The organism is Streptomyces sp. NPDC005799 (genome assembly GCF_040630525.1).
GTDB lineage: Bacteria > Actinomycetota > Actinomycetes > Streptomycetales > Streptomycetaceae > Streptomyces > Streptomyces griseorubiginosus_B.
Map to the genome: position 1 here is coordinate 15,666 of NZ_JBEXXQ010000042.1, position 14,647 is coordinate 30,312.

Consider the following 14,647-nt stretch of genomic DNA (forward strand, 5'->3'; position numbering starts at 1 on the left):
GATGAGGTCATGGTGGTCTCCAAGACGGATAGGAGAACGAAGTCGTAGAAGTGAGCGCCGTCACAGGAAACCGCGTTCGGCCTCGCCTCCTCTACACGCCATTCGCAGAACGGGTACGAATATTCGACAGGCGTATAACGAGGGATGACGGGACGTGGGATCCTGCCTACCGTGGGGACACAAGACATCGACTGGGCTGCGTACGGAGACATCAAAGACGCAGCCCGCGCAGGGGACTTCGGACAAGTGGTCTACCGCGCGAGGAAAGTGACCGGTGCGTCACAGACCCAGCTCGCCAGGGTCTGCGGCGTCTCTCAAGCGGCGATCTCCCGACTGGAGAACCGCGGCACCGGCGACTACAACATGACGATCCTGGCGACCGCCGCCACTGAACTGGGGCTCCCGTTCGAGCTGGTTGGCCTCGCCAATCAGCCCTCGAACGGAACACCGCCCGTGGAACGTCGCGAATTCATGGGGTTGGCGGCCGGAGCTGCAGTGCTCCCCTTGGCGTATATCGCCGCCCCTACCCCCGCCCCAGAGATCGATAACTCGCAGGCCGCTGCTCTACGTGTGGTCACTGCCTCATACCGCCGGTTGGACGCCTCGACCGCGTCCCCCGACCTCTCCAAAGTCAGCCAAGGTCATTTGGAGCTCATCCGTACCCTCATCCGGAATGCCCCCGACGACACCTACCGCACGCGCCTGGCGCCAATCGCATCAGAGGCAGCGTCGTTCGCCGCATGGCTCTCTTGGGACATGGGCAACCACGGTTCTGCGCGTGGCTGGTACGGCTCGGCAGTGAAGGCCGCGCAGTCTGCCCATGACCCGCTGCTGCTCGCGTATCAAATTGGCAGCCTGGCGTCATTCGAAGCCGACACTGGCAATCCGTACGCAGCGACACGCCTCATCCACCAAGCTCGTCACCACCTCGGTAGTCATGTACCACCCCTCGCTGCTGCATGGCTAGCCTCGATTGAAGCGAGGGCTCACGCCGTCAGCGGAGATCGGCGGGCCTGCGAAAAGGCGTTAAAGGCGTCTGCACACCATGCGGCACAGATTCCGGATGCTGAGCCCGTAGCCTGGCCATGGATCTTCGCGTTCGATGAGCGCAAGCTCGCTGCCTGCGCATTGACATGCACCGCAAGGCTCGGACAACCCCTGCACACACGCCTTTCGGATCAGGATGTCGAGTCTGCGCTGAGCAACGGTCACGACAAACAGCGGGCGCTGCTCACTCTCGACGTAGCCTCTGGTTACCTGGCCACGAAGGAGCTGGACAAGGCATTCGGCCTTGCTTCCCGGGCACTCGCCGAGGGCGTCAGATTGCAATCAGGCAAGATCGCGGAACGAGCCCGAGCCTTTCGAAGGGCCTACCACGGTGCCTCACCGCCTTCCGTGGTGCGTCAGTTCGACAGCCAGCTACAGGCCATCTACATGTAGGGGAAAGGACGCAGATGCGAGTCGGCATCACGGGCCACAGAGGACTCCCACAGCACGTCGAGAACCAAGTTCGGACGATGCTTACGGCGAGAGCCAAGGCCTTTGACTCCCGTGACCTGGTAGCGATCAGCTGCATTGCCGACGGTCCGGACGCATGGTGGGCCGAAGCAGTCCTCGAGGCTGGGGGCAAGATCGAAGTGGTCATTCCAGCTGAGAAGTACCGTGAAGGCCTGCCAGCATGGCACCACCCCGTCTACGACAAACTCTTGCAGGCCGCGTCCGACATCCACCGCACCGGCCTACGAGAGTCAACCTCCGAGGCCCATCAGGCGGGCAGTGAGATCCTCGTCGGTCTCTCCGACGAACTGACGGCAGTCTGGGATGGCCAGCCCGCACGCGGCTACGGCGGCACGGCGGACGTCGTGTCCTATGCGGAACGGGTCGGCGTCCCGGTGACCGTGCTGTGGCCCGAAGGCGCCAGTCGGTAGGTGCAGTCGCAGGCCAGACCTACTCGCCCGGACGCGGGCCGACCTCGTGTCCGATCCTCCGGGTGAGGGAGGCGGTACAGGCGGTGAACTCCAGATGCACACCTATCTCGGCGGCCCCCGCCCGCGTGACGAGCTTGAGCGCGAGATGCCCGAGGTGCCAGGGCGGTGGCCCGGGAGCTTTGCCGTTGATCTCGATGGGGCGATGATCGGCCAGATCCAGCTCAGGAGAGCACGGGAGCACCAGCCCCCGGCTGCCGAGGGCAGGGTTGATCTTAGCTATCGGTTCCTGCCGCAGGCATGGGGATGCGTATACGCCGCTGAGGCGTGTGCGGCGGTACTCGATTGGTTTGACCGTCCTCCCCGGTGCGCCGGTGGTGCTCGCCACCCACACCGCCAACACCGCCTCTATGCGGCTCGCGCGGCCCTCGGCTACCCCCTCTCGTTGATCTGGGCCCCGCTGGGCTGACTCACCGCTTCCGATCCCGATCAGGTCCGCGAGCCGACCACTGCTGGATGCCGGCAGGCGTCACGCCGATGCGACGCCGGATGCGTCCACAGGAGGCGGCAGGGTGCGCAGGCGTTCGCGCAGATCGGCCACATGCTCGGCGGGGCGGGTGGCGAGGAGGCCGTTCAGGCGCTCAAGCCGGGTGCGGGCGGTGGCACGCAGGCGGCTGGGTGGTACCCGGTCAAGGACGTCCAGGGCGCGCTGCGCGGCGTCGGACGGCGTCTCGGATGCCTCGGCCTGGGCGAGGACGAGGGTGGCGGCGGCCCATCCGGGTGTGCCGGTGGTGCAGGCGGCCGCTGAGGCCTCGGCGCGGGTGCGGGCCTGCTCGGTGCGGCCCAGCGTGAGGTGGGCTTCGGCCTGGTGCAGGGCGAGTTCGGGCTCGTCGAAGCCGAAACGCCCGGGCGCTCGGCCGGCCGGGTCGGCTTCGAGTTCAGTCAGGGCCACGTCGAGGGCGGCGGCCGCCTCCCGGTCGCGGCCCTGTTGGGCGAGGGTGGGCAGCAGCGCCCAGGCGTGGAGTTGGGCGCGGACCAGGCCGGCGGGGGCGGCGGCCGCGCCGCGTTCGGCGTACGCGAGCGCGGCGGTCAGGTTGCCGGTGTGGCGGGCCACCATGCTCTGCGCCCCGTACGCCCACGCCGCCAGCGCCGTATCACCGCACCGGTTGGCGTAGGAGACGGCGGTGCCCAGGTGGGTGCGTGCCCCGGCCGGGTCGTCCAGGTGGAAGGCCAGGTTGCCCAGGAGTCCGGAGAGCCGGCCGAGCTGGCGGTGCAGTTCGGTGCCGTCCGTGCCGGCGGGGAGCACCCCGGCCAGCAGGGTGCGCGCGGCGCGGACCTCCCGAAACAGCACGGGGACGGGGTGCTTGCTGTAGTTGAGGTGGTAGTGGTCGGCGGCGGCTTCGGCGAGTTCGTCGACGAGCGGGCTGCCCTCGGGTTCTGCCAGGAGCGCAAGCTGGAGGGACTCTCTGACCGAGGGGAGCCCCGCATCGGTGGTCATCGGATCCGCCCCTTCCTGCCGGCCGGATGCGGCGCCTCCGGCGTCGTTGCGACCGTATCCGATCAGCTCCGCCGTCCACGCCGACAACTGCCGTACACGCGCAACCTTGTGCAGTCCCAGTTGCTCGGGGGTGGCCCGGTAGGCGCGGCAGAGCATCACTGCGTAGTCCTGCCCGGGCCAGTCCTCGGGGTCGTGTTCCCAGCGGCACAGCATCGACTCCGATAAGCCCGGCGGCAGCAGTCCGTCCGTGACGTACAGCTCCCCGATCTGCGCGATGGTGTCGGCCCTCGACCAGCCCAGCGCAAGGCGCCACGCCTCCAGCTCGGTGACCTCCGCGAGTTCCTCGCGGATCGCCGCGGCGATGTGCTCGGTGGTGAAGCCGGTGCGCTGGCAGCGTCTGCGGATCAACGCGGCCTCCCGCGCGATGGCGGCACGTCGCGAGCGGGTGATTGCGGCGGTCATGGGCGCCCCCGTCCAACCAAGCCTGAGCCTTCACGCTATCCCAGGTGCCGCCGACCCGGCAGGGCGGAAACGAGCATTGCGGCAACCCGCAATTCCGGCCCTCAACAGGCGCAATGACCTTGCGGCGGGGCCGGGGCGAGGCTGTGTGCATCCGGCCGGTTCGGCCGGGAGACCTCCGGATGAGAGGAGGGGCCGTCATGGGCTACGACCACTGATCGCCTCGCACTTGACGAGGCCCGTTGTCCGCATCCCGGCCGCCGGCATCGCCAGCGGCCGGGACCGCATCACCCCTCTGATGTGAAGGAGAACTCCGCGATGGCCGCAGGGCCGATGACATCCCCGCTGGGCTACGACCCGCTGGACGAGGCGACGCTCGCCGACCCGTACCCGCAACTGGCCGCCTTGCGCGAGCAGGCGTCGGTGGCCTGGCACGAGGGAATGGAATGCTGGCTGATCACCCGGTACGAGGACTGCCTGCGCGTGCTGCGCGACCACGCCACGTTCGCGCGGGATCCGCGTCGGCTCGGCATCCCCGTGCCGGACGCGCACCTGAGCGTGCAGGTCCTCGACCCGCCTCAGCAGGCGGGCCTGCGCAGCCTGTTCATGACCGCGTTGCACGCCCAGGACCTGGACGCCCTTCAGAACTCGGTTGGGCAGGTGATCCGCGAACGGCTTCACCTGTGCGCCGCGCAGTCCGTGGTGGAGGCGATGCGCGAGCTCGCGCAGCCCGTCGCCCTGGCCGCCATCAGCGACCTGCTCGGTGTCACGCCTCCGCCGCTGGCCGAGTGGGCGGCAATCTCCGACACGATCATGCGGAGTATGGACGCCGGACTGAACCCCGAGCTGATCGAGCCCGGCCGCCGCGCCCGCGCCCAGCTGAGCGAGCTGGTGGACTCCTGGTTCACCACGACCGGACGGTCCAGCGGGCTGTTGGGCCATGTCCGCGCTCACACCGCGGACGCCAGCCCGGAGCAGGCGGCCTACGTGCGGCACTCGGCCCGCGTGATGTTCCAGGGCGGCTACTCCACTCTCACCGCCGCGCTCGGCAACCTGCTGTACACCCTGGCCCACCATCCCGAGATCTGGCCCGCGCTGAGCGAGCGCCCCGGTCTGGTGCGTACGGCCGTCGACGAGCTGGTCCGCTTCGACGGCCCCGTGCAGGGCACCACCCGCCTGGCCACCGGCGACGTCACAATCAGCGACGTGCACGTGCGCCGCGGCGAGAAGGTCACCGTGCTGTTCGCCGCGGCCAACCGCGACCCCGACACGTTCGAACTCCCCGATCAGCTGGTGCTGGACCGTACGCCCAACCGGCACCTCGGCTACGGCTGGGGCACCCACGCCTGCCTCGGCACCGTCATGGCGCAGCGCGTCCTGGCCGTGCTCGTCGACACCCTGCTCGACACCCAGACCTGGCCGTGCCCGGCCGGGCCAGCGCCGCGCCGACGCACGGCCACGATGCGCACCTTCGCCCGCCTGCCGCTTTCCCTCCAGCCCTGACCTCTGCTCTTCCTGCCATCCCTGGAGCCTGCGTTGAGGATCATCATCGCCAACCACATCGACCCGTCCATCCGCAACCGTACCGACCTGTGGGCGTGGACGCAGCGCGCGCTGTGGGGCGCCCGCAACGGCGACCTCGTCGTCCTATGCGCCCCGCCCGACCCGCACTTCCTGCGCTACGCGACCGCCCTGACCGGCACCGACCCCAGCCAGCTACACCTGGTGACGGTGCCGTCCGGCCAGTACGGCCACCGGCTGCTCGACCCGCAGATGCTCACCCACCCCGCCCTGATCGACCAGGTGCGCTCCGTGCTCGCCGGGCACGGCGGCACCCGCGCGGTTCAGGAGGTGTGGACGCTGTGGCCGTCCGCGTCCGCCGCCCGCTTCGCCACAGCCCTCGGCCTGGCCGAGAAGCTGCCCGGTGCCGGATTCCTCACCCAGGGCGGCGGCGAACTCGTCAACAACAAGACGGTGTTCAGGATGCTCGCGGCCGCAGCCGCGGCGCCCGTCGCGGCGGGCACAGTCGTCCGTGACCCGGGCGAGGCCGCCGCTGCGACCCAGCGGCTGATGGAGAACGCCGGAGCTGTCGTGGTCAAGCAGGCCCACAACGGCGCAGGGGTGGGCAACGAGCTGCTCGTGGCCGACCCCTCCCTGGCCACCGGCCACGCCGGCGCCCGCCACCAGCACCAGCTGGACGGCGCGGACCTGACCGGGGGCATCGCCGCGTACTGGTCCGAGCGCTGGACGTGGGCGTCAGCCGACGGCCGCTTCCCCGTCGTCCTCGAGGAGTTCATCCCCGACGCGCGGACCGTGTACTGCGAGCAGCACCTCACCGACACCGGCATCCAGCCGACCGAGATGGGCGAGCTGCGCTACACGAGCCGGCGCCTGAGCCACGAGAGCGTCCCCCTGCGCGACCTCACCCCGGCCGTTCAGAAGCAGCTGCTCGACGGTTCGGCCCGTCTCGCAGCCACCTACCGGGACGTCGGCTACCGCGGCTGCCTCAGCACCGACGCCATCGTCACCCCCCAAGGTCACGTGCTGTTCACCGAGGTCAACGCCCAGGTCACCGGCTCCTGGCACATCTACGAGGTGTTCGCCCACCACATCGTGCACGCGAACACGGCCCCCGAGCGCACCGTCACCGAATCCCACGTCCCCGCCCACTGGACGGTCCCGGACGGCGCCACCTTCCACCGCACGCTGACCGAACTCGGCCTCGGCTACGACCCCGCCACCCGTACCGGAGTGATCGTGTCGATGCCCATCGTCGCCCCACCCGCCGGCAGCGGCGCCCAGTTCACCTTCTCCACCGTCTACGACACCCCGGCCAGGCACAACGCGATCTGGAACGCCCTGGAGACCCGCTTCGCCGCCGCCTGCCACGCGGCGGCCTGACGAAAGGCACGAGCCTGATGAGCACCACGACCTCCGCGCGGCCCGCACCGGCGGCACGCCTCAGCCCCGTCTTCGACGCCGCTCGCCTCGCACGCGAACTCGCCCAGATCACCGAACACGAGTGGGAGCGCCAGCGCACCCACTACGCCGCCGACCGCATCGGCCCGGACACGCGGACCGACTGACGCGTCCTGCCGCTGCGCAGCCCCGGCGGCGACCCCACCCGCACCGATCCCGGCGGCCCCGGCCCCGACGACTACGCCGCCACCTGCTGGCTGCAGCAACTGCCCTACCTGAAAGAGATCCTCGACAGCATCCCGGCCCCGCTGAACGCCGTACGGCTGCTCGCCTTCGGTCCCGCCGCCGCCTCGCAGCCGCACTGCGACCCCAAGTACGCCCTGGAGCGGGGCATGGTGCGCCTGCACATCCCCATCGTCACTCATCCCGGCGCGGTGCTCGTCCTTGACGGCACCGAACACCGGTGGCAGCCCGGCACCTTCTGGTACGGCGACTTCTCCCGCGAGCACCTGGTCCGCAACACCGGGCCCGTACGGCGCGTCCACGCGGTCATCGACACGCTGCTCACCCGCGAGCTCGCCGGGCTCTTCCCCGAACCGTGGCAGGAGGAGATCGCCGCCGCCGACGTGCTGTTCAACCGGCAGCACACCACCGCACAGCGGGCGACCGCCGCGCTGCCGATCTCCCTGACCCTGCCGTCCGGGTTCATGGACTTCGGCCACGACACCCCGATGGAGGGCCACAGCACGGTCGTCCGGCTTGCCGAGCGCGGTGACGGGCTCGTCCTTCAAGCCGGGGAGCACCGCTACGCCCTCGTGCCCGTCGCCGACGGCGAGTACCGCTACGCCGGCTGGAGCGAGCAGCGCACCCTCCAGGTCCGCATCGACCACGTCGTGCTGCATGCCCGACACGGCCGCGCACTGACCAGCCAGCACGTTCCCCTCCCGGCCGCCGACGGCAGCCGGGCCGACGCCTGAAGAAGCGAGGACGCACCCATGCTGAACAGCTACGACGACTTCACCCCGCTGAGCGAGATCGTGGTGGGGTCCGCGGAGAACTACGTGGGGCACGACCGGGACCTCACCTTCGAGTTGTTCTTCCACGAGGCCCTCGGCGGCTACCGCTCCGACTGGGCCTACCCGCGCCTGGCCGCTCGCGGCAGCGGCGGGAAGGCCGAGACGTGGAAGATCAGCAAGCGGTACACCGAGGAACTCCACGAAGACGTCGAGAACCTCGCCGCCACACTCACCTCGCTCGGCATCACCGTGCACCGGCCGCTGCCGCTGCCCGAAAACGCCTTACCGATCGCCGGGCTGGGCTGGCAGGCCGCCCCGACCCCCGCCCTCAACGTGCGCGACAACACCCTCATCCTCGGCGATGAGATCATCGAAACGGCGCCCGCGATCCGCAGCCGCTACCTGGAAACCCGGCTGCTGACCCCCGTCTTCCGCCACTACGCAGACGCCGGCGCCCGCTGGTCGACGATGCCCCGGCCCACTCTCACCGACGCCAGCTTCGACCTCTCCTACGCCCGGGACGCCGCCACCACCCTCGGCGGCCCGACCGAACCGATCACCGACCCGCAGCTCAGCCCGTACGACGTCGGCCTCGAAATGATGCTGGACGGCGCCCAGGTCCTGCGCCTGGGCCAGGACCTCATCGTCAACATCGCGCAGGACAACCACCGGCTCGGCGCAGACTGGCTCCAGCGGCAGGTGACCGGCCGCTTCCGCCTCCACCGCGTGCACCGCATGGCCGACAACCACATCGACTCCATGCTCCTGGCCCTCAAGCCTGGGATGTTCCTCGCCCGGCACGCCGGGCTGCGCGACATGCTCCCGGACGCCTTCCAGAGCTGGAAGTTCATCGTGCCGCCCGAGCCCGATCCCGGCAGCTTCCCCACCTACGACGACACCGACCTGGTCCTCACCAGCCCCTACATCGACATCAACGTGCTGTCCCTGGACGAGCAGCGAGTCCTGGTCAACGCCGACTGCACCGGCCTGATCAAGACCCTGGAGGGCGAAGGCTTCACCGTGATCCCGGTCCGACACCGCCACCGCCGCCTGTTCGGCGGCGGATTCCACTGCTTCACCCTCGACATGCGCCGCGCGGGCGGACCGGAGGACTACCGGTGAGCATGCCGGTCCTGCTGCTGGAGGCGGCCGGCCCGGAGTCGGAGCACCTGGTCCGGGCCGCGGCCGCCTCCGGCCACCCCGTTCACGCCGTCACCGATGCCGCCACCCTCGCCACCTACTCCGGTGAACTGCACCGACTCCTGGCGGGCCGCCTGGTCACCAACTTCTCCCGGCCCGCCCAAGCCCTGAAGGACATCACCGGCTACGGGGGCCGAATCGGCGCGAAGGCCCTGCTCACCGTCAACGAGTACCTCACCGACCTGGCCGCCCGGGCGTGCGCGGCTCTCGACCTGCCCGGCAACGATCCCGAACGCGCGGCCGCCGCACGCAACAAGGCCCTCATGACGGCCGCCTTCGACGCCGGCCACGTCTCCACACCCCGCACCACGATCGTCACGGACTCCCGCGAACTGCGAGCCGCAGCCGCTGCGGTCGGCTTCCCGTGCGTCGTCAAACCGGCCGACGGCGCAGGATCGGCCGGCGTCACCGTGGTCACCAGCCCCGAAGCACTGGAGCCGGCCTGGCACGCCGCCCGCCAGGCGAAGGCGATGTACGGGATGCCGCGCGACGGGCGCATCCTGGTCCAAGAACACGTCGAAGGCTGCGAGTTCAGCGTCGAATCCGTCACCCAGCACGAGGTCACCACCCATCTGTGCATCACCCGCAAGCACACCACCGGCGGCATCCACCGCGTCGAGCTGGGCCATGCGCTACCCGCCCGCCTGCCCGCGGCCGCCGAACGGGCCCTGCTCGACCAGGCCGACCGGGCGATCGCCGCGGTCGGCGTCCGCAACGGCGCCACCCACACCGAACTCGTCCTCGGCCCCGACGGCCGCTGCACCGTCCTGGAGATCGGCGCACGCCTCGGCGCCGGACACATTGGCGTCCTCATCCAGCACGCGCTCGGCACCGACTGCTGGCGCACGCTGTGGGACATCGCCCTCGGCCAACCGGCCACCCTCACCTCAGCGCGCAGCGGGTACGCCACCGTCCGGTTCCTGACCGCGCCCCACGCAGGCCGGCTGGTCGCCGTCACCGGCCTGCCGGAGGTGAACGCCACCATCCCAGCCGTCCGCTTGCGCGTAGCCGAGGGAGCAGTCGTGGGCCCGCCGGCATCCAATCGCGGCCGCCTCGGCCATGTCATCATCACCGGTCACGAGCCGCGTACCGTCGACGAGCAGGCCGACTGGATCCTGCGCCAGATCACCGTCGCTGTCGGCCCGCGCACAGGCGCTTGAAGGCGCAGCGTGACAACCGCACGGCCGACCAGCCGGTCCCCAGACCAGTCGGCAAGGCACCCACAGCACCAGCACCTGAGAGAGCCAGGAACCGGCTGAACGGCCAAGGACCGGTTCGAGCCAGCTCTTGGGCACTGCCCATTCGTCCAAGACCTCTGCCTGATCAACAGAGAAGCTGCCCTGGTCACCTACCGTGCAACGCGAAACAGGGAGAACCGCTTTGATGACCAGGCTTCAGAAGAAACTCTCTGCCGCCGTCGGCCTCGGCATTGCCGCCGCCACCAGCCTCGTCACGCTTGCCGCAACGCCCGCCTCCGCATCGTCCGAGTACGGATGTGACTGGCCCAAGGTGTGCTTCTACCTGACGTCCAGCGACTGGCTCCACGACAGCCCGACCGCCGCCTACCAGGACATCACCAGTTACTACCAAACTCTCGGCTCCCAGAGCCGCGGCTCACACGCGGTATTCAACTCCCGCAACGACGACCGCGCCATGCTGCGCTACACCTACCGCGGAACGACCCACTACTTCTGTCTCAACCCCAATTCGGACATCGAGTTCGACTCTGACGCGACGGTTACGGGTATCAAGATCCAGGATGCCAGTTCCTGCTGAACCCTGGGCCCATGGGTTTCACAGAAGCACACAACTGCTCAGTGTTGGGCGCCCGGACCAGCCGGGCGCTCCGACTCGTGCTTCGCGAACAAGAGTTGGCGCCCCCATTTCGGCCCCCGCCAGGCTCACCCGCGGCCGGTTCCTCTCGTCAGGTCAGTTGCTTCAGTACGGCAGCCATGGACGCGTAGCTGTCGCGGACGCCTTGATCCTTGTGCAGACGATGCCGCTCCAGGCGGATGGCGCCCAGGTGACGGGCCTCGTAGACGAGGCTGCGCCAGGTGGCGGCGGTGGAAGTGTCACGCGAGCCGTAGGTCTTCCAGAACGCGGTGCGTTCGTCCTGCTTGGCGCTGGCCATGCGGATGCTCCAGTCTGCGGCCGGATCACCCCACAGGGTGCGGTCCATGTCGAGGACACCGCTGATGACCGGCGTGGGCGCGTCCGCGAGCATGGTGTTGACGGTCCACAGATCGCCGGTGAGCAGCCGGGGCTCGGTGATCTCGTCCAGGACCTTGTGGTGTTCGACCGCGAGGTCCGCGACCTTGCGTACGTCTGTGGCGTCCAACCCGACACGGCTGACATCGTCCGCGATGGCGCACAGGGAGGCCAGCACCGCCTCGCTCCACGTGGCGTAGCTGGGTCCGGCGACGGCCCCGAAGCGCGGACCGGTCACGGCGTGGATCTTCCTCGTGATCGTGCCGAGCTGGGCGAAGAACCCGTGCCAGAGGGTGCGGGGGTAGTCGCCGAGACGGTCGGGGGCCGGGGTGCCCTCGATGTGGCTCTGCACCATCCAGTCCCGGCCGGTGATCTCCTGCGACCAGTCGGCGGCCAGGATTCGCGGAACAAGGTCCGCGATAGGAGCGAGGAAGGGGACGGTGGCGTACTCGTTGCGCATCAGCTCGTGCTCGCTGGCGAACTGGCGTTCCGGAGCGGGGGCGATGCGCAGGATGACCGGCCCGTCGAGGCCGTCCGCCACGAGCCGGTAGGTGTTGTTGTACATGCCTCCTCCCAGCTCGACCGCCGAAGTGACGCGGACGGTGCGGCCGAAGGCTCGAAGCGTGATCGTTTCGATGTCCTCGGCCGTGACGGGCTGCTGGAAGGCCTCGCTTGCGCGGGGGATGGGGCGGAATTCCATGACGTTCCTTATACGGCCTGCGCGGGCCGGGCCGGTCTCGCGTGCTCGCTGTGCGCCAGGTCGGCGGTGATCCCGTGTGCTGCGCGCCGCGCGGGTTCAGAGGGGGGTGCCGTCGTAGCCGTCGGAACCGAGGTGGGGTTCGAAGCAGCCGGCGTGCGCTGCGTCGGGATCGTCCCTGCCGTCGCCCGGGACCGCGTGCCGGGCGAGGAAGGCGCCGGCGTGAGCTGCGGCTTCGATCCGGCTTCCGTACAGCTCTGGGGACTGACCGCTGGCGCGGTCGGCTCCGGTGGCCTCCCAGACGAACCCTTCCTGGTTGGGGAGTTGGATGATCTCGGCGATACCCCCGCCGAGCCGCAGCTCGAACGGTTCGCCTTCGCCGCTGGTGTCGTCGTGCTTGCGCACGGCGCCGGGCCAGCGCAGCCGCGCTGCCTGCTTGGTGATTCCCCAGGCAGCCCCGAGCTGGGCGTAGCTCGCTCCGGTGCCGCCGGCGGTGCGGGCCGTGTTGTCGGCAAGGCGGCGGGCGATGCCCTCGATCTCGTGAAGGGCGTACAGGTACGCGAGTTGCCAGTCAGGCGAGATCGCGATGCCGTTGGGGGCCTCCTGGCCCTCGGCGCGGTAGGCGGACTCCCGCGTCGAGATCGCCTGGGCCAGGGTGCGGGCGGCTTCCGCCACCTGGTCCTGGAGCTGCAGGACTTCATCGTCTCCGGGTGCCCGGTAGGGGGGCTCCTGCAGGGTCATGACGTCACGCCAGAAGGCGTCCAGATCGGAATCCATAGCGACAAGAGTACTTGTCGCTTAGACGGCTGACAAGTTTACTTGTCGAAGGGGGTCGATTGCTCCGCAGCAGCTCAGGTACTTCTTGAGGACACCGGCACCTGGAACTACGTCGGTCCAGTCGTCCAGCGTCGGGTCGAGCGGGCCGGGAAGGCGGTCCGCCAACTGTCATAATCGTCCGATCCGCTCCGGGCGTGAGGCTGACCAGGGGAGGCGATGCGGCGTGGCTCTGTTCAGACGGCGTACGAGCGACATCCCGGACTGGATCACAGATCTGCCCGGCAAAAGCAGGACGACTCGGCAGTTCTTCCGAGCCCTTGTTCAGGAGTACTCGTATTGGATTAAGAGGTCGGAAGGGGTGCAAGTCACCTCGGCGCCTGAGGGAACATGGGGCCAGGTCGACTGGTTCCACCGTGACATGCGGGCGGTGTTCACGGCTACTTCACTCCAGTTGCAGTCACGACGGAGTGCTTGGCTGTGCCGGCCAGACTTCGACGAGTGTCTCCACCTCGATCGGGAAGAGCGCTCACCAGCATCGCTGGTCCGCGGGGTGCACGGACAGAGCAATCGGCCGCGAGGCGACCCGGTCTAGCCGACACCCATTACGTCGACGGTCTCGCCCTTCGTGACTGGGTCAACCTGCCGCACGAAAGCCGGTGTACGCGGCTGGTGCTTCGAGGATGGGGACGGCCATCGTGCCGTAGGTGGCGATGGCGGCCGCGCGGCCGCGGATGCGGGCGGTTGCGAGGACGAGTGTCGGGTCGCTCTTGGCGGCTTCCCGCAACTGTGCCACCTCCCAAGCGGTCGGCTGGAACTCATCGTGCTCGCCATAGCCGTTGCCGGACGTGTCCGTCCCGCTGGCGCCGGTGCACTGGTGGCGAACCGTGGTGGCGGCCTGGTGGAAGGCGGCGTTCGGGGCCACGGGTGGAAGGCGTTCTTCGTGGGCCAGGTCGCCGGGGACGGCTGTGCACTCGTCGTGGGCGGCTTTGCGGTGCAGGGCGGCGGCGATGACCCGGTGTGGGGCTTTTGGCCGCCAGCGGGGCGCGCCGATGTCCTGGCCGAGGCGGTTGAGCCAGAGCACGATCTGCGGCTGGGTCCAGTCGCGGGCGACGAGGTCGAGCAGCACCCACGACAGTTCGTCGAGGGTGGCGCGCTGCACCCACGTCACCAGAGGCCGTACAGCGCGGGCGAGTTGGCGGGCCCGCTCGATCCGCTCACCGGTGATCGTGTAGCCGGTCACGGTCAGGCGGCGCTTCTTGCGTCGACGGCTCTGGCCTACTGCCGTGCCCGCGGTAGATCTTCTTTCACCACCCACTACCTGAGCCTTTCCCTCCTTCTTCACCCACCGAAGGGAAGGGGTCCGCGTTGGTCCCGTCTTCCTCCCCCCGCCTTCGGCCCGGGCTGTCGGTGCCGGGCTGCGGCGGCCGGGGCGGATGACCCAGGCTCGGTAGCCGGTGCCGGCCAGCTGGTTGCCCGCCCATGCGTCGTAGGCGGGCGGGATCGTCGCCGCGTACACGGTGGCCGTGGCCGCGTAGCCGGGCAGCCCGCGTCCTCGCCGGACGTTGGCGTGGGAGCCGTGCTCGACCCAGGCGAGCCAGCCGGCGGTGCGCAGCAGCCTGATGTGATCGGTCACCGCGGTGCGGCTCAGGCCGGTGCGCTGCATGACGTCCGTCAGCACGTATCGGGCGTGCCCGGTGTCGAAGCCCATCCGGCCGACGAGCACCATGGCGATGCGCCTGGTGGTGGCGGTGACCCCGGGGACAAGGCCCGCGCGGGCGGCCTCCTCCAATGCCCTCAGCCACGCGCGCGGGCCGGTGCGCCGGGACGCGGTGTGCGTGATCGTCTCGGCCGGAGCAGGTGTCCAACACCGAGCTGGACGGTGGGCGGCAGTGACCGGGGCGGCGGGCGGTGCGGCCTGCCGGTGGCGCGGGGAATCAGGCTGACAGGA

Annotated in this window: 13 protein-coding genes and 1 pseudogene; 10 read left to right on the forward strand and 4 right to left on the reverse strand. The window is 69.6% G+C overall.

The window, feature by feature from the left end; all coding sequences use genetic code 11:
- Positions 1-171: 171 nt before the first annotated feature.
- From ABZ453_RS34210 to ABZ453_RS34220, 3 genes and pseudogenes are all read left to right on the forward strand, one after another.
- The gene (locus ABZ453_RS34210; RefSeq protein ID WP_359021147.1) at positions 172-1,440 is read left to right on the forward strand and encodes a helix-turn-helix transcriptional regulator; all 1,269 of its coding nucleotides are present in this window, start codon (positions 172-174) and stop codon (positions 1,438-1,440) included.
- Between the two features lie 14 nt (positions 1,441-1,454).
- A complete protein-coding gene (locus ABZ453_RS34215; RefSeq protein ID WP_359021149.1) occupies positions 1,455-1,928 on the forward strand; it encodes a hypothetical protein in 474 nt (157 codons plus the stop codon).
- A 46-nt stretch (positions 1,929-1,974) separates the two neighbouring features.
- Positions 1,975-2,347 (forward strand): annotated as a pseudogene (locus ABZ453_RS34220) (GNAT family N-acetyltransferase); the annotation flags it as partial.
- A gap of 107 nt (positions 2,348-2,454) precedes the next feature.
- Here the strand turns inward: ABZ453_RS34220 and ABZ453_RS34225 are convergent.
- Entirely contained in the window at positions 2,455-3,885 is a 1,431-nt protein-coding gene (locus ABZ453_RS34225; protein WP_359021150.1) for a Twin-arginine translocation pathway signal, read from the reverse strand.
- Between the two features lie 315 nt (positions 3,886-4,200).
- Here ABZ453_RS34225 and ABZ453_RS34230 point away from each other — a divergent pair, with 315 nt between their 5' ends.
- From ABZ453_RS34230 to ABZ453_RS34260, 7 genes are all read left to right on the forward strand, one after another.
- Positions 4,201-5,385 (forward strand): cytochrome P450, encoded by a 1,185-nt coding sequence (locus ABZ453_RS34230; RefSeq protein ID WP_359021152.1) that lies wholly within the window; start codon positions 4,201-4,203, stop codon positions 5,383-5,385.
- A 33-nt stretch (positions 5,386-5,418) separates the two neighbouring features.
- Entirely contained in the window at positions 5,419-6,783 is a 1,365-nt protein-coding gene (locus tag ABZ453_RS34235) for a hypothetical protein (protein WP_359021154.1), read from the forward strand.
- Between the two features lie 17 nt (positions 6,784-6,800).
- Positions 6,801-6,968, forward strand: a complete 168-nt coding sequence (locus tag ABZ453_RS34240; RefSeq protein WP_359021156.1) for a hypothetical protein — start codon at positions 6,801-6,803, stop codon at positions 6,966-6,968.
- Positions 6,969-7,067: 99 nt separating this feature from the next.
- Positions 7,068-7,778: an aspartyl/asparaginyl beta-hydroxylase domain-containing protein gene (locus ABZ453_RS34245; protein WP_359021280.1), complete on the forward strand. Its 711-nt coding sequence runs from the start codon at positions 7,068-7,070 to the stop codon at positions 7,776-7,778.
- Between the two features lie 18 nt (positions 7,779-7,796).
- Entirely contained in the window at positions 7,797-8,939 is a 1,143-nt protein-coding gene (locus ABZ453_RS34250; protein WP_359021158.1) for a glycine amidinotransferase, read from the forward strand.
- A gap of 2 nt (positions 8,940-8,941) precedes the next feature.
- Complete coding sequence (locus tag ABZ453_RS34255; RefSeq protein WP_359021282.1) at positions 8,942-10,177, forward strand: ATP-grasp domain-containing protein; 1,236 nt, start codon at positions 8,942-8,944, stop codon at positions 10,175-10,177.
- A 223-nt stretch (positions 10,178-10,400) separates the two neighbouring features.
- The gene (locus tag ABZ453_RS34260) at positions 10,401-10,793 is read left to right on the forward strand and encodes a hypothetical protein (RefSeq protein ID WP_359021160.1); all 393 of its coding nucleotides are present in this window, start codon (positions 10,401-10,403) and stop codon (positions 10,791-10,793) included.
- 148 nt (positions 10,794-10,941) lie between these two features.
- Here ABZ453_RS34260 and ABZ453_RS34265 read toward each other — a convergent pair whose 3' ends face one another.
- From ABZ453_RS34265 to ABZ453_RS34275, 3 genes are all read right to left on the reverse strand, one after another.
- A complete protein-coding gene (locus tag ABZ453_RS34265; RefSeq protein WP_359021162.1) occupies positions 10,942-11,925 on the reverse strand; it encodes an aminoglycoside phosphotransferase family protein in 984 nt (327 codons plus the stop codon).
- Between the two features lie 96 nt (positions 11,926-12,021).
- Positions 12,022-12,699 carry a hypothetical protein gene (locus ABZ453_RS34270; RefSeq protein WP_359021164.1) on the reverse strand — a complete coding sequence of 226 codons (678 nt, stop codon included), beginning with the start codon at positions 12,697-12,699 and terminating at the stop codon, positions 12,022-12,024.
- A gap of 634 nt (positions 12,700-13,333) precedes the next feature.
- On the reverse strand, positions 13,334-14,488 hold the full coding sequence (locus ABZ453_RS34275; RefSeq protein WP_359021166.1) for a hypothetical protein: 1,155 nt from the start codon (positions 14,486-14,488) through the stop codon (positions 13,334-13,336).
- Between the last annotated feature and the right edge of the window lie 159 nt (positions 14,489-14,647).

Excerpts from the sequence above, each read along its gene's own strand:
- ABZ453_RS34215 (WP_359021149.1), top strand. The coding sequence starts at position 1,455 with ATGCGAGTCGGCATCACGGGCCACAGAGGACTCCCACAGCACGTCGAG.
- ABZ453_RS34225 (WP_359021150.1), bottom strand. The coding sequence starts at position 3,885 with ATGACCGCCGCAATCACCCGCTCGCGACGTGCCGCCATCGCGCGGGAG.
- ABZ453_RS34230 (WP_359021152.1), top strand. The coding sequence starts at position 4,201 with ATGGCCGCAGGGCCGATGACATCCCCGCTGGGCTACGACCCGCTGGAC.
- ABZ453_RS34240 (WP_359021156.1), top strand. The coding sequence starts at position 6,801 with ATGAGCACCACGACCTCCGCGCGGCCCGCACCGGCGGCACGCCTCAGC.
- ABZ453_RS34250 (WP_359021158.1), top strand. The coding sequence starts at position 7,797 with ATGCTGAACAGCTACGACGACTTCACCCCGCTGAGCGAGATCGTGGTG.
- ABZ453_RS34255 (WP_359021282.1), top strand. The coding sequence starts at position 8,942 with ATGCCGGTCCTGCTGCTGGAGGCGGCCGGCCCGGAGTCGGAGCACCTG.
- ABZ453_RS34260 (WP_359021160.1), top strand. The coding sequence starts at position 10,401 with ATGACCAGGCTTCAGAAGAAACTCTCTGCCGCCGTCGGCCTCGGCATT.
- ABZ453_RS34265 (WP_359021162.1), bottom strand. The coding sequence starts at position 11,925 with ATGGAATTCCGCCCCATCCCCCGCGCAAGCGAGGCCTTCCAGCAGCCC.
- ABZ453_RS34270 (WP_359021164.1), bottom strand. The coding sequence starts at position 12,699 with ATGGATTCCGATCTGGACGCCTTCTGGCGTGACGTCATGACCCTGCAG.